Source organism: Anabaena sp. UHCC 0253 (genome assembly GCF_009712085.1).
Lineage (GTDB): Bacteria > Cyanobacteriota > Cyanobacteriia > Cyanobacteriales > Nostocaceae > Dolichospermum.
Genome location: NZ_VILD01000003.1, coordinates 554,752 through 569,984, shown reverse-complemented (window position 1 = coordinate 569,984; position 15,233 = coordinate 554,752). Strand labels below are relative to the sequence as shown.

The 15,233-nt window shown below is 36.2% G+C and carries 10 protein-coding genes and 2 pseudogenes; 6 read left to right on the top strand and 6 right to left on the bottom strand.

Features of this window, described 5'->3' with window-relative positions:
• The first annotated feature begins 145 nt into the window (after positions 1 to 145).
• From grxD to FJR38_RS10745, 3 genes and pseudogenes are all read left to right on the top strand, one after another.
• Positions 146 to 469: a Grx4 family monothiol glutaredoxin gene (gene grxD, locus FJR38_RS10755; RefSeq protein ID WP_168495760.1), complete on the top strand. Its 324-nt coding sequence runs from the start codon at positions 146 to 148 to the stop codon at positions 467 to 469.
• A 129-nt stretch (positions 470 to 598) separates the two neighbouring features.
• Positions 599 to 4,902, top strand: a pseudogene (locus FJR38_RS10750) (AAA domain-containing protein).
• Positions 4,880 to 5,725: a hypothetical protein gene (locus tag FJR38_RS10745; RefSeq protein WP_174763956.1), complete on the top strand. Its 846-nt coding sequence runs from the start codon at positions 4,880 to 4,882 to the stop codon at positions 5,723 to 5,725. Before FJR38_RS10750 ends, FJR38_RS10745 begins: the two are co-directional and overlap by 23 nt.
• Here FJR38_RS10745 and FJR38_RS10740 read toward each other — a convergent pair.
• The 3 genes from FJR38_RS10740 to FJR38_RS10730 form a co-directional block, all read right to left on the bottom strand.
• Positions 5,712 to 7,193 (bottom strand): MFS transporter, encoded by a 1,482-nt coding sequence (locus FJR38_RS10740; RefSeq protein WP_174763955.1) that lies wholly within the window; start codon positions 7,191 to 7,193, stop codon positions 5,712 to 5,714. The two genes, FJR38_RS10745 and FJR38_RS10740, sit on opposite strands and share 14 nt — an antisense overlap.
• 138 nt (positions 7,194 to 7,331) lie before the next feature.
• A complete protein-coding gene (locus tag FJR38_RS10735; RefSeq protein WP_168536938.1) occupies positions 7,332 to 8,528 on the bottom strand; it encodes a LeuA family protein in 1,197 nt (398 codons plus the stop codon).
• A gap of 622 nt (positions 8,529 to 9,150) precedes the next feature.
• Positions 9,151 to 9,405, bottom strand: a complete 255-nt coding sequence (locus tag FJR38_RS10730) for a DUF6761 family protein (protein WP_168536936.1) — start codon at positions 9,403 to 9,405, stop codon at positions 9,151 to 9,153.
• Positions 9,406 to 10,153: 748 nt separating this feature from the next.
• On the opposite strand from FJR38_RS10730, the gene FJR38_RS10725 reads away from it, so the two are divergent.
• Positions 10,154 to 10,924: a response regulator transcription factor gene (locus FJR38_RS10725; protein ID WP_168536934.1), complete on the top strand. Its 771-nt coding sequence runs from the start codon at positions 10,154 to 10,156 to the stop codon at positions 10,922 to 10,924.
• A gap of 42 nt (positions 10,925 to 10,966) precedes the next feature.
• Here the strand turns inward: FJR38_RS10725 and FJR38_RS10720 are convergent, their stop codons facing one another.
• The 3 genes from FJR38_RS10720 to FJR38_RS10710 all read right to left on the bottom strand — a co-directional run bounded on the left by FJR38_RS10720 (position 10,967) and on the right by FJR38_RS10710 (position 13,214).
• Positions 10,967 to 11,710, bottom strand: coding sequence for an ATP-binding cassette domain-containing protein (locus FJR38_RS10720; RefSeq protein ID WP_168536932.1), 744 nt, complete (start codon positions 11,708 to 11,710; stop codon positions 10,967 to 10,969).
• A 109-nt stretch (positions 11,711 to 11,819) separates the two neighbouring features.
• Positions 11,820 to 12,383, bottom strand: a complete 564-nt coding sequence (locus FJR38_RS10715) for a hypothetical protein (RefSeq protein WP_168536930.1) — start codon at positions 12,381 to 12,383, stop codon at positions 11,820 to 11,822.
• A gap of 129 nt (positions 12,384 to 12,512) precedes the next feature.
• Positions 12,513 to 13,214: a L,D-transpeptidase gene (locus FJR38_RS10710; protein ID WP_168537238.1), complete on the bottom strand. Its 702-nt coding sequence runs from the start codon at positions 13,212 to 13,214 to the stop codon at positions 12,513 to 12,515.
• A 313-nt stretch (positions 13,215 to 13,527) separates the two neighbouring features.
• On the opposite strand from FJR38_RS10710, the pseudogene FJR38_RS10705 reads away from it, so the two are divergent.
• Both FJR38_RS10705 and FJR38_RS10700 read left to right on the top strand, forming a co-directional pair.
• Positions 13,528 to 14,185, top strand: a pseudogene (locus FJR38_RS10705) (sigma-70 family RNA polymerase sigma factor).
• Positions 14,186 to 14,301: 116 nt separating this feature from the next.
• Positions 14,302 to 14,784: an anti-sigma factor gene (locus tag FJR38_RS10700; protein WP_168536928.1), complete on the top strand. Its 483-nt coding sequence runs from the start codon at positions 14,302 to 14,304 to the stop codon at positions 14,782 to 14,784.
• Positions 14,785 to 15,233 lie beyond the last annotated feature (449 nt).

Sequence of the window (15,233 nt, the reverse complement as noted above, 5' to 3'; positions counted from 1 at the left end):
ATGCTTTAGCACTTAAAACATACACTCCTGAAACTTGGCAAGCCACAAACTAATTTAAAATTAGAGATTTTGTCTCAAAAAACAAAATCTAGAATTGTCTCGACTCTTGACTAATCACTTTCAGCAACACAGGAAATAACTAATCATGACACCAGAAACCAAAGAAAAAATTGATAACTTGGTACAACAAAACAAAATTATGGTTTTCATGAAGGGCAACAAATTAATGCCCCAATGTGGTTTCTCTAATAACGTTGTCCAAATTCTCAATACCTTGGGAGTTCCCTTTGAAACTCTTGACGTACTTGCAGATAGTGAAATTCGTCAAGGAATCAAAGAATATTCAGAATGGCCTACAATTCCCCAAGTATACATTAACGGTGAATTTGTTGGCGGTTCTGATATTCTCATTGAAATGTACAACAAAGGTGAATTGCAACAAGTTGTAGAAGTAGCACTAGCTTCTTAATATCAAATATTAGGTGTAGGTTGGGTTAAGGAACGCAACCCAACACCTGATATATCTTAAATTATGATATGATTTCAGATTTATTTTTGAACTTTAAATTATTTATTACTACTATTATTTATCAAAACTATGAATAGTAAAACAAAGATAGAAGATTGCGGTTATACGTTCATAGGTTCAGCAGTTGATAATTTAGTTCGCCATTTTGAAGGTCAATCATCACTACAATTATATCCTGACTTTCGAGAACGGCGAGAACGTGCCAATGAATTATTATTTGATTTAGTGGGAAAAACCCCCGGCTTGTTTTATATTCGTCGTCAAGGAACAGGTAAAGAACCAGGAGAAGAAATTTGGGAACTAACTATAGCTACAGATCAAGATAACTTTCAATTACCACCAAGACTCAAAAAACTAGGAAAAACTTTAGGAATGAAAGCTGCTATTCGTCAAGACGGAAATGGCGGATTTAAAATTTTATCAGCTTATTTAATCCAAGAATCGCGGGGAAACATAGACGGCTATGCTTTACCTTATTGGTTGCGGCTAATTCCCAATCATCAACATCGTTTGGATATTCCGAAAACAGTATTGGCAAAAATCAAAAATATGCCAATTTGCGGAAATCATGTCCCTACAGAAGATCAACTCAAAGCCTGGAAAGCCTTTTTAAAAGTTGAAGAACGTATTGCCAAATCCCGACAATTTTGTGTATCTTTCCTCAGTCATAATTATGGCTCAAATTCCCGACAAATCGCTTTAGAAATTAAAGTTAACTCAGCCACCCTTGATGGTTCTGAAGAACATTTTTTAGGTGCAGATAACTTTTGGGAACGAGTCAAAAAAGCCAAAAATCAAGAAGTTAAATTTTTAGATTCCGTACCTACCGACAGAAATCGCCGTAACAGTCGTCAATTAGGAACTATTGAAAAAATTGATCAAAAACACCAGCTTATTCATATTCGCCTAGAAAGGGAATTAATCGAATATATAGCCAAAGGTAATTATCAACTTCCCAATCATGGCTACTTATTTTTTGATGCTGCTGGAGACATCAAACAAATTGAACGTAAAGAAAAAGCTTTAGAACAATTAAGACAAGGACGCACACAAAACCCCTATTTGGGTAATTTCCTATTTGACGCTTCCCAAGCCAGAACAATTACAAAAAGAATTAAACTAAAATCCAAAGACTTATTATTATCATCTGCTAATCCTGGACAAAAAGCCGCAGTCGAAAAGGTACTTTCCGCAGAAGATTTAGTTCTGATTCAAGGACCTCCAGGAACAGGAAAAACTACCGTAATTGCCGAAATTTGCTATCAAGTAGCATTGCGCGGAGGAAGAACATTAATTACCTCTCAAGCTAATTTAGCAGTTGATAACGCCCTCAGTCGCTTAGTTCACAATCCCGTTATTCGCGCTGTCAGAAAAGGACGTGCTGAAAAAGTCGGAGAAGAAGGACAACCATTTTTAGAAGATCAAGTAATTGGTACATGGTTACAAAATACTGCTACTGACTGCGAAAATAATCTTAGTCAACGTCAAGAGAATATCACAAACATCAATAAATTATTACCATTATTACCACGATTTACAGATTATTTTCTAGCTGAAGAAGAATTAAACCAACAACAAAATGAACTTAAAAATGAGAAAGAAAATTTAGAGACAAGTTATCAAAATCAAGAAATTGAATATAATCAAAGCTTAGTAAATAAAAATGAAATTGCATCCTTAATTACTGGGTTAGAAAATATTCTAATAAATACCACAAACATAGACTGGGAATCTTCAGAAATGAAAGATTTTTTACCCCGTATTAAGCCTTATACAAAAAATAACAAAGAAGTAGAAGATTTTCGAGAAAATGTCCGTCAAGCTATTAAATATATTGAAGAACTTGGTTTTGTGCATCCAAGTTTAGGTGCATTTGGTTTAGCAGTTTGGTTACAGGAAAATATCACAACACATCTTTCTGAATTTAAAGCCGGATTAAAAGATGCGAATAATCTGGCTTTAGCTATTTCCGAAGTAGCAGAACTAGTTTATATTTTCCAACAGCATTCTCTGGCTTTGGAGAAATTAGAAACAGATCATCAAAAATCTAGTAACCAAAACGATTTACAGCCAACAATTAAAATTTGGGAAAATCGCAAACGGGAAATTGATTATATTGTTGAAGCCATTGTTGAATGGAAACCTACAGCTTATAATAATTTGTATCAAGCATTGAAAGAATGTCAAGAATCTGATTTTGAATTAACAGAAAGTATGGTAGGTTTACCATTAGGTTTATTGATGTTTGCGAAAACATTAAAATTAACTATTGTTCCCCAAAATTATCAAATCAGTTTACCAGAGTGGGGATTATTAACAAAAGCCCTATCTTATGAAATAGCCGGGAATTTTACGGATAGAAAAGGCAAAAAACATGATTTTAGTTATTTTTACAGCAAAGTTTTAGCCAAATTCCCATAGTATTATCAAAAAATGATCAAATTAAATGGCAAAAAACCTATCAAGAATTTCAAAATTATCCACTTCTCAACCCCAAACAGCGAAAATTGCTAGTTGAAAATACTCAAGTATTTTTAATTAGATTGGAAAAAACCTATAGTAAATCCTTTGAATGGAATAATATTGAAGCGACTCTTACCCGCATTACCCAAGAATTACTAGATATTATCTTAGTTCATGCGCGTCAGTGTGTTTTAAGAGTTAAAACCGAAGCTGAACAACAATTAGAAATTTTACAACAGCAATTTCAAGAACTTCCTCAAAATGAAATTTCCTCAGCACAAATATCTGAAGCTAAAATTCAAGTAAAGAAAACTAAAGAAGCTGCTAATTTAAAACTTGCAGAACTTATCAATAACTTAAAAGCACTTCATAAACAGCCAAATATTCCCAATCCATTCCGGGTTTTAGTAGAAAAATACCTAAATAGACAAGCAAATATTTGGGAAAAACCCCAGGAATTTTGCCAACAAGTTAAGTTTTGGGAAAATCGCATTAATCAACTAGATACTCTGATTTCATCCTTCAAACCTTTTACTATTTTAGAAACAATTAAAGACTCGTTAAACCAGGAAAGTATAAATTTGCAAGAAGAAACTAATATTTATACACAAGAACTTGAAGAACTGCAAATAAAAATATCTGATTTACAAAAGAAATTACAATTACAGTTATCAGATAGTTTAATTAGAGAACGGAATTGGTGGGAGTCAATTTGGCAAACAATACCAGATAAATTAAAACCAGAATTATCTAATGATAATTTATTTGATTCAGACTCTTTATGCACGATTCAAAATAAATTCAAGTCATGGAAACGACAGCTAAAAAGTGAAGAAAATTATCTGCAAAAATATCAAAACTTTGTTCAAGATTGGGTGACAAAACTACGTCAACCTTCAGAACGAGATAGTAGAGATTTAAGGGGAATTTATTTAGATAATGCTAACGTTGTCGGTATTACTTGTGTTCAAGCTGCAAATTATAATTTTTCTGAAGAATTTCAATCTTTTGATGTTGTGATTATTGATGAAGTTAGTAAATGCACTCCTCCAGAGCTGCTAATTCCAGCTTTAAAAGGTAAGAAATTAGTCATGGTAGGAGATCATAGACAATTACCACCCATGCTTGATACTAGCACTGTGGAAGAAGTGGCCAAAACAATGGGTAATTCTAGAGAAGAATTACAATTTTTGGAAGAATCCTTATTTAAAAGTCAGTTTGAAACTGCTGATAAAAGCATTAAAAAAATGCTGAATACTCAATATCGAATGCACCCCATGATTATGGGAGCAATTAATCAATTTTATCATGGTAAGTTAGAATGTGGAATTTTAGAACCTGATACTAAACGCGCTCACAATTTAGCAGGTGAAATCATTCAACCATATCATCATCTTATTTGGGTAAAAATGCCGAGAGAAAATGAGTTTCAAGAAGAACGAAATGGAACTTCATTTTTTAATACTAAAGAAATTGATGTGATTGAAAGTATCTGTCAGCAGGTTGAAAATGTTTGGGTTGATAAAGTTGCGAATGGAGAAGCTAAAAAAGAAATCGCTGTCATTACATTTTATGGCGCTCAATTAAGAAAAATTGATGAACGTCTACAATCTGAACTTTTCCCTTCTTTACAAATTAGAACGGGGACAGTTGATAGATTTCAAGGTATGGAAAGAGCGGTGGTAATTGTGAGTATGGTGCGGAATAACCCTCAAGGAGATGTGGGATTTGCAAATAAACCAGAACGGGTAAATGTGGCTTTTTCTCGCGCTCAAGAATTACTGGTAATTGTCGGTTGTCACGATTTATTTACAGCTAAACCCGGTACAGTAGGAACTATGTATTCTGAAGTTGCAAACACTGTTAATGATCATGGAGGTTTTATTGATGTTTCCCGCTTCTGTAGTTAAACCGATTGATGAAAATCTGAAATATATAGTTGAGAAAATTGAAGCTGAAAATTCTTGTTTATCAGTTTTAGCAGCACGTAAATTCTGCTATACTGTAACTCAAAATTCTCTAGAATTAACTATTAAAGAGCCTCGCAAATTTAATGTTTTGGAAGAGTTTATTATTCGTGCTGGTATGGAATTTAATCCTCCCCCTACAGCTAATGAATTAGCTTCTATCTTAGGGCTTGATTCTGTATTTGTAAAAAGTACGATCGCTAATCTTCAATCTTTACAAACTCTAACAGATACACCTCAAATTACTGTCACCGCAGAGGGAAGTTTGTTCTATGCACAAGGTTCTGTACCTAAACCTCCATACTCTGTGCAAATTTACGCTATTACTGATAATTTGGCAGGAAAAATTACATTTCAATATGAATCATTAGATGATGTTGTCATTAACCAACTAGATTTAGCAAAATTTGTGAATATTGAAGAAAAAATGCCGGCAATTTCTAGTTTAGAACTTACAGATATACAAGAAATGATTCAATCTGCAAATTTACCTCTTCATGTTCCCGCAGAAGGAAAATTTATTACTGATTTTAAGGTGCGAGGTGCAGCACAAACGGTGGGAAGAAACATTTCAATCTTTGTGATTTTTGATGGAAATCAAGATCAGTTAAATATCCAAATCAGAAACGGTAAAGAAATTGTAGAAGCTGCTACAAAGAAAATGGCAGAATTGTATAGTGCAGAAAAGATATCTTTAGAAGAATTGTGTCAATTATCTGAAGAAACTATCAATTTACAGCGAGAAATAAGTCTTAATCAGAAATGAGCTTTTCTGGTGATACTGGCTTTTCTTTAAACCACCATAAACAAATAGCAACTACTATGGAAACAAGTAAAAGAATGGCAATAAACAGAAAGGTAATTTGTGTTCCTAAGACTAATGATGCAATTGGTGCAGTAGTGACATCAATATTTCTAGTTAATTGAGTGTTTTTAAGAGTTACAAATGAAAATATAGCCCCCACTAATGGTACACCTACAGTTTGTCCTAATATCCTTGATAGTGATAATAAACCTGAAGTAATACCTAAACTATCTTTTGGTGCTGCTCCCATAATGGCGCTATTATTAGGAGATTGAAACATTCCTATTCCTAAACCATAGGGGACAATCGCAATCATATAGTTGACTATAGTTAATTTTGTGTTAAAGGTGCTAATTAAGAAACACCCTATAGCCATTAAGACTAATCCTATTAGACTAATAATCCGTGAGCCAAATTTATCAGAAAGAATTCCTGCTATAGGTGCTGTTAAGACAATAATAATCGGTGGAATTGCTAATAATAAACCAGTTGTATCAGGAGGATATTGTTTGACAAGCTGAAAAAAGAAAGGGAGGATAAAGATTGCTCCGGCAATTACTAAGTTACCTATAAATCTTAATCCTAATCCTACAGTTAATTCTAAAGATTGGAAAATTTTCCAGTCTATAATAGGATGTAAAGTCTGCATTTCTACTAATATAAAAAAGCCGAAAGCAATAATAGATGAAAATAGTAAAAACAAGATTAGATTTAAGTCATAATTCTGCTCTTCTAATAAGGTTATGCCCAAGATAAAGCAGGTTAACATTAATGTAATAAATATTGTGCCTATAATATCAAAATACTGTTTTTTGCCATTAACAACAGAAGGTGGGACAAGATACGCCATAATGACAATCCCTAAAATTCCAATTGGCACATTAATCAAAAAAATTAAAGGCCAGTCTCCGATACTAATTAGTATGCCTCCTATTGTTGGTCCTAGCATCATTCCTAAAGCAAAAACCCCTGCCCGAATACCTAAAGCAAACCCGCGCTCTTCTGCCGGAAAAGCTTCTACAATCATTGCTGTTCCTAGTCCTGAGATAAATGCAGCCCCTAGTCCTTGCATGGCGCGGAAAGCTATTAGAAAGCCTATATTTGGGGCTATTCCACATAGTAATGAGCTAATTGTAAACACAATCATGCCAATGATGTATAACCTTTTTTTGCTCCACATATCGCCTAATTTGGCTACACTCAAAACAAAAATAGATATTGCTAATAAATAACTTAATACTATCCACTGGCTAACTGCAAAGGTTGTATGAAATGATTCCACCATAACTGGTAGAGCTAGATTTACTATATAAACATCTAGGGAAAAAATAAATACACCAACACTGACTCCTAGTATAGTCCACCACTTTTCAGATGTTTTAATTTCTGGTTTTAGATAATTAAATTTTGTTTCCTGAGTTTCTAACATTATAACTATTGTATATATCAATCCTAAATTATGAATCAGATAATCTATCGTCTTTTATAGGTAGGTTCATAAGTCCAATACCTCAAGAGATAGCTGTATATTGGTATCTTAATAAAGATAAATATGATCATTTTTTGCTCAACTATAAAAAGAACAAATTTCGTTTTTAATTAAATGATTGACTATAGTACAGTGTTCGATAATTGCCGGTAATTCTTTTTCTATATCAATGGGAGTTCCTCTTTTAGCAATAACTTTAATTTCTTGGAGAATTTTACCTACTAAGTCTTGGTTTTCAGCTAAATCTCCTTTACCAATCTGCTTCAGAGCCAGTTGTACAGCAGTATATCCTGATTGCATTCCTAATGCCAAGCTGCTTTTTTTACCAAGAATATGCGGATTTAAACTCTGATAAAGTTGCTCATCTTTCGCTATAGCTTTAACATGAACACCTGCATAGTGAGTAAAGGCATTTTTACCAGTGATAGGTTTATGGGGAGGAATGGAAATATGAGAATGTTCACTCACAAATTTATATAAATCATCTATAGTGTTAAGTTGCCAATTTTTTTCTTCTTCACCCATATCTATTAAATTGATCATTAGTTCGGCTAAATCAACAATTCCGGCTCTTTCTCCTAATCCCATTGTGGTGACATCAATAATGTCTGCACCTGCTCTATAAGCATCTAGAGCATTAGCTAAAGCTAAACCTTTATCATTATGACAATGCACTTCTATTTGTGGATGCAAACCACGTTTTTTTAGTTCCTCTTTGAGAGTTTTGACATAAAAATACATACTGCGCTGGGGATGAAATGGTGTGGTGTAACCTGTAGTATCTGCTATGCTAATTATATCCACGCCTGCTTCTACGGCTGCGCTGGCTGCGGCTATGACATTTTCTATAGGCGATCGCACTGTATCTTCTGGTGTATATCTAATTAATAAGTCATGCTTCTGTTCTTTGGCAAAACTAACTACTTCAATAATTTTTTCAATGGCTGCATCTAAATTAATATTGTAATCTTGTTGTAATCTTTTTTTAGAAACACTAAAAAATACACCTAAAAAATCTACCCCACAATCTAAAGCTTTTCTCACATTATCTATTTTACAAAGGGAATGAGCGCCTATTTTAGCATTCAATCCTGCTTGAGAAATTCGTGTGATAGCTAAAGCAATTTCACTGTCTACTGCGGGATTACCCGCTTCAATAATATCAACTCCTATCTGATCTAAAAACTGGGCAATTACCATTTTTTTCTCTGGAGAAAAATAAACTCCTGGAGTTTGTTCTCCTTCTCTCAAAGTAGAGTCAAGAATTTGCACCATATTTACCTTAAATTTCCGTGTATTTAATGTCAATCTCTTTAGAGAATATTCATAAGCTTGCAGTAATCTAGCATATTTTATACGCAGGTGAAAATTAATCAATAAATTTTTATGCACAAGCAATGCAAGTTTTAATAAGAAATATATTTTATCTTAACCTTGTGTTAAAGCATAAACTATTTTGATTATTTTCGGTATTTTGATCAGAATAATTGGGGGTTGCTGATAGTGTGGTGTAAACCATAAAAGTCTTTTCGTAAGGAGAAGGAAGAAGTTAAGAATCATCTAAACATTGATGTCTTAAGCACCCTGTCTATTACTATACCTCCTCCTATTCCCTGCTGTTTATCACCCACATAGCAAAATTCCCCTTAGTCAGATGACAGTGAGGGGAATAGTTTAATCAATTACAGTATTTCCCAAATTTTAGACCGCTACACCCTATTAGATATCTAGTGAAAAAGAATGTAGAGCCAAGAATCCATACATGAGGAACGACTCTACAGGGGTTCTGGAAAAGGCATATTTAATTTCTACTAAATGTCTATTGACCAATACAAAAAATGTGTTACAATAGACAGCGGCAATAGAGGTTGACTACCGATCATAGTAGGTAGGTTAGTTAGTAATATCCGTGTTGCTTTTCAGGTTCTGGTTGAACCATGGCAAAATTAGATACATCGTGTAAGTAGCGGCTGGCTTCTTCTTCTAGGCGATGAATCCAAAAAGGTTCAATCACGTTACTATGTCGAAGTGCGGCGAGATATCCATCCAAATACATCCGCATATCATCCATACGATAACCGCGATTCCATAATTCGACGAAGGCGTCAGTCAGTCTTTGGTAGTACCGGATGGTTTGTGTGTCTTGGAGCATAACTGCTGTGTTAATCTCGTTGGAATGATAATTTGTAGATGATGATTCACGCTCAATGAAGTATCACTTCCCTTTTATGTATTAACTCATAAGTTAATCTTTTCACCTTGGGTGAGACCCCCCAGCAGCTAAAAACTTAATTAGATTCTAAGTCGAAAAATGGTAAATATGGTTATTTGCTAAGGTATTTTAACGATTTTTTTGTGAAATGTCTGCTTTGAAATATTGGCAACTACAGAGCTAAATTGATCTCTAGCCAATTTTTGTGTTTTGTTGTTTGAAGATACAAATCTAGGCACTAATGCGTAAATCTGTATAATTAAGTTTGAGGGATTTTTCGCTGCAACAGGGATAGAGGACAAGCCGTCTCTACCTTTGGTAATAGTCGGGTGTGATTTTTATGCTACTCCTTTTGGTAAATGACTGTTATGTTAGTTTACCATATCTCTTAGGGAGTAGGACAAATGACCACAAATAAACTTTAATAATCGCTGACAGATGATAAGAAAGTAATTTTCTCTTTTTCCTGCCTAAATATAGATAAATAACAATTTGAGCTAATATATAAATGTAATGAAAATTTAATAAATCTACTAGCCTGGCTGCAAATACAGTAAAAAATAAATTTTTTGCAAGGTTTTATTGAGGAAAATGTAAAGGATATGTTTAATCAAGTAACAAAAACTACAAAACCTTGAGCATGAGATTGTTAATTTGAGATTCATCAACGCTAAGGGGTCTTGCAACTGTGGGTTCGGTTTGTATAGAAATTGTTGAGGGGAATCCCCATCTGAGGTCGTTGTTGGGTTGGCACTTGCAACAACTAGAATACCGAGTTCATCAAGCTGCCAGTATTTATCAAGCAAAAGAAGTTTTCCTCAGTCATCAACCAACTCTAGTCATTCTAGATGCGGATTTATCAGATGGTGATGGTGTGGAGTTTTGCCGTTGGTTACATCGTCAGCAACAGCCGTTAATTCTCATGTTATCTGCTCGCACAAACGAAGCTGATATTGTCGCCGGCTTGAAAGCGGGAGCAGATGACTATTTAAGCAAACCTTTTGGAATGCAAGAATTTCTGGCTAGGGTTGAAGCAATTATGCGCCGTAACCGGACACCGACTGCACCAGCTTATTTAGATTATGGTAGTTTGCAAATTGATTTAGTCCAGCGTCGTGTTCGTTTCCAAGGAGAATTTATTGACTTAACACCCCAGGAATTCAGTTTATTGTATGTTTTAGCACAAGCTGGAGGAGTGCCTTTGAGTAGAGCGGAATTACTGCGTCGTGCTTGGCCTGACGCTATTGATAACCCACGTACCATTGATACTCATGTTTTATCGCTGCGGAAGAAGGTGGAACTTGATCCACGTCAACCCAGCTTAATCCAAACTATCCGTAATGTTGGATACCGATTTAACATGGAAATTTTGAACGTCAACATTCCCCAAGCTCAAACTAAATTAGCCAGAGAAAGATTTACTAATCAAATCCCTGTATTAACTACTCAAAGTTCTTAAAGTAGGTAATTGTCAATTGTCAATTGTCAAATTGTCAATTGATTAAGTCCATTCTGCTAGTGCTTGAGTTTCTGCTTGCATCAAGCTGGTTGTTAACTTGTCCCAGTCTATTTCAGCGGCGGGTTGATTGACTACTAATTGACCTTGTTGAAGATGTAAGAGATGGGTACAAAACTCTTGAACTAAATCTATTTGGTGATTTACCATCAAAATCGCCGTGGATTGGGTTTGAGTTAGTTGGGTGAAGATATTGATTAAGTTAGAGCAGGTGGGGGCATCTAAGGCTGATGTAGGCTCATCTAAGAGAAGAATTTGGGGTTGGGTGACTAGGGCGCGAGCGATCGCAATTAACTGTCTTTGTCCAGCAGAAAGTTGCACCTCAGTTCGTCCTAACCATTGTTCAGGAATTTGCAGTTGTTCTTGCCAATAACTGACTTTTTCCTGAATGGTTTGCTTCGGTAAACCGCGCAGAATTAAAGGATAAGCCAAAGCTTCCTGAACTGTCATCCCCAACAACTTAGATTCTTGTTGTACAAGCATTACCTGTTGACGCAGTTGGATAACGGGAATTTGGCGATATTCCTGATTTTCGAGATAAATTTTGCCGCTAGTGGGTTCACTTAGGCGGTTAATGAGGCGTAATAAGGAAGTTTTACCAGCACCAGCTTCACCGACAATAGCCAAGCGATCGCCTGGTGATACCCGAAAGGAAATATCCTGTAAAATCGGGTATTGGTGTTGATGCTGTAACTGCCGATAAAGATTAATAGATTCTAGCCTGAGCATAGGGAAGAGGGGCAGGGAGCAGGGGAGCAGGGGAGCAGGGGAGCAGGGGGAAAATAAATACTATGTATTACCAATCACCAATCACCAATTACCAATTACCAATTACCAATCACCAATTACCCATTACCAAAGCAGTTTGAATAGTCCAAGCATCTACCAAAAGCAATAATAGAGTACAAGCTAACAGGATTAAATACATCCAAGGTTGTGATAGAGGACGAACATCTGTGGTATCAATGCCTGTTTTTGCTTGGACAATATTTACAAACTTAGCAAATCCAGACACACGCATGGGTAATAAATAAGCTTTACCATCTTGACTCAGAAAATAATATACTAAACCGCCTTGACCAGTAGTACGGGGTTTTAACTCTTTGACATCTGACCATGATAAACTCCAACCTGGACGGAAAAATCGGGGAACCCAAGCTGGGTAAGTCACTTTAATTCCTTCTTCATCTAAGATTACCCTTTCAGTCAACACCGCATACAACAACACAAAGCCGCAACCAATTCCCACCCATAATAATGAAGGGGGAGTAGGTGCGGCTGTTGCTTGTGCTAAGAAGGGTAAAGGAACAGTCAATGCTAAATATAGACTTAACAGTGTCATCCGAATGAGGGGAGACAATCGAAAAACAGAAGTTGATTGATTAATTGGGTTTGCTGTCACGGCTTGATCATGATTGACATTAAGTTTATGGTATCCCCGCTTTCCACACTTCATTCGGAAATATACAAATATTACGCCATTTGAGGACGGAATATGGCGATCGCATTGGTTTCATGTATCCTCAAATTTTCAATCACGCACTAATACTGGTGTACCTATACTCACTTGGCTATACAACATTTTGACATCAGAATTACGCATTCTCAGACAACCATGAGAAACAGCCGCGCCTACTAAATCAACATTTGGTGTACCATGAAAACCAATTTCGTTACGGCCATCTGACCAAAAACCAATCCATCTATCTCCTAAAGGACTATCCGTACCACCTTCAAAGATTGCACCTGTAATGGGATGTCGCCAGATGGGATGGTGTTCTTTGTGCATGATTTGAAAATTGCCGGTTGGTGTTTCCCAACCCTTTTTGCCTATAGCAATGGGGTAACTAGCTATCACTTCATCATATCGAGAAACATAGGCGCGGCGATCGCTTAAATCCACCACCACTTGCGTCCCATCTTGTGCAGTTACTGGCTTTCTGGAGTTATTTATAGCATCTCTAACAGTAGCCAAACTTGACTGAGGCGTTTTCCCTGGAGAATCCAAATTGATCACAGCGGATTTTTGGGGAGAGGTAGGCACAGAAGCAGCAATTGCACTATCTCCCATTTCTACTTGTGAATGTTGCCTATAGACTCCTGTGGATGCAGATTGATTTAACTGTCCTGTTGTACTCCTCGTCTGCAAATGGACAGCCAGAGATAAAATTGCTGTACCAAAACAGAGAAACATGACCATAGTCGCTACAGATTCATTTCTTGCCATTGCGATCGCCTATTATTTATCCCTGACATATCTGAGAACTGGTACTTAATAAAATTTAACCAATTACCAACTACCAATTACCAATCAAGTATTTTAGTGGACGGTTGTCAAACTGATCACTATTTTAAATTTAACAAAGACTTGATCCGTGTCATCTTTTTCCTTCTTTTCCCATACCTACACTCCGATTGCGAAACCTGTGAAAACTCCTTTTTATTTATATTTCCGTGTTCCGATTATAAATCCGTCACCTTACTGAGGAACTTTTGATTAATTATCCAGTCTAATAGAGGGGAGTGATTTAAAGCCAGTCCTATCTATGAGTCAATCCATTAGTGTATCTTGGTCAACAGTTGATGCCACCTACCCAGCAGCATCGGTGCAAGTTGACAAACTTTCAAACCACGATCTCATTTTGCGCTGTCAAGTCGGATTGCGTCCAGACCGTGCTGCCTTTGCAGAACTGTTACGCCGCTATCAAACTCAAGTTGATCGAGTGTTATATCATTTAGCGCCTGATTGGTCTGACAGAGCCGATTTAGCCCAGGAAGTTTGGATTCGTGTGTATCGGAATATCAGCCGATTACAAGAACCTGCTAAATTCCGCGGTTGGTTAAGTCGGATTGCCACAAATTTGTTCTATGATGAGTTACGCAAACGCAAACGGGTCGCCAGTCCCCTATCACTGGATGCCCCGCGGACGTTAGATGACGGTGAAATGGATTGGGAAATTGCCGGTGATACGCCAGGTCCTGAAGAGGAACTGACAACCAGAGAATTTTATGAGCAGTTGCGAGAAGCGATCGCGGATTTACCAGAGGTTTTTTCGGACTACAATAGTTCTTAGGGAAATTGAAGGGATGGCTTATGAAGAAATTGCTGAAATCACCGGAGTTTCACTAGGAACAGTGAAATCTAGAATAGCTAGAGCTAGATCGAGATTACAAACTCAGTTGCAAAGCTATCTAGATACATAATCTACATCATGTTCCCTCAATTCTATGGCAGAATTTAAGAAATATTAAGGTCTGTCAAAGAAAATATATATTTTCTGCCATTGAGAACTAAAAATGAATCAACGGGTACTATGGATATGGAGAAGCGCGATTGTTTCGAGTTATTAAGTGCCTACCTAGATGGCGAAGTAACAGCTACTGAACGCAGGCAGGTAGAAGAATGGTTATCAACAGATGCATCTATCAAATGTTTGTATAAAAGACTATTAAATCTCAGACAAGGCTTGCATAATATACCTATTCCCGCAGGTAATCAGTCAACGGAAACCACGATTGAGCAAGTCTTGACTCGTGCTAACCGCCGTTACCAGTTCAGCTTAATATTTGGTGGTGCAGCCATAGCTGCTTGTGTTTTGGGGGCAATTTCTGGTTTATTACCAGGTAACTCATCCAGAATGCTGGAAATGGCACAAACACGACCAATCACAGAATTGACACCAGAAGCTACACAGCCAGTAGCTGTAGATTTACCTTTAATGGTTGCTTTAAACAACCCAGTCATTGAAATTCCCAAAACAGCAATAGCTCCTACTCAAAAACCAGTTAATAACCTCAACTAATTAGCTGGTAAATTACAATCACTCCACCAGATATCAATTTACAGTATCGCCTCTAGCTGGTAGATATTTCGTGTTGTCATAAAATACATCTAAGTCAAGCCAAAGATGAGCCTTTTAGCTCGTAAACCTCTATGCAGTAGCGATTGTAGAGGTTTTTTGATGTCTGTTGATTTAGGTGGTAATCTTCTAAATTATTGTTGATATAAGGGAATTTTGTTTATACACATATACATAGTGGTAAATTTGTACAGTGCGTAAGTCCTAACTGCTATATAATAGAAGTCTAAATTATTTCCCAGATTTTACTCAAGATTAAAATTTAATGACTAGGTTTATACATGATAAATTCGCCAAAGACTATCTAGAAGAATTATTAAAAGATTACGGAGAAGTCAAAGCATCAGAAAAAGTTTCAGGAGAGATTAAAGAAATAGATGTTTATTTACACC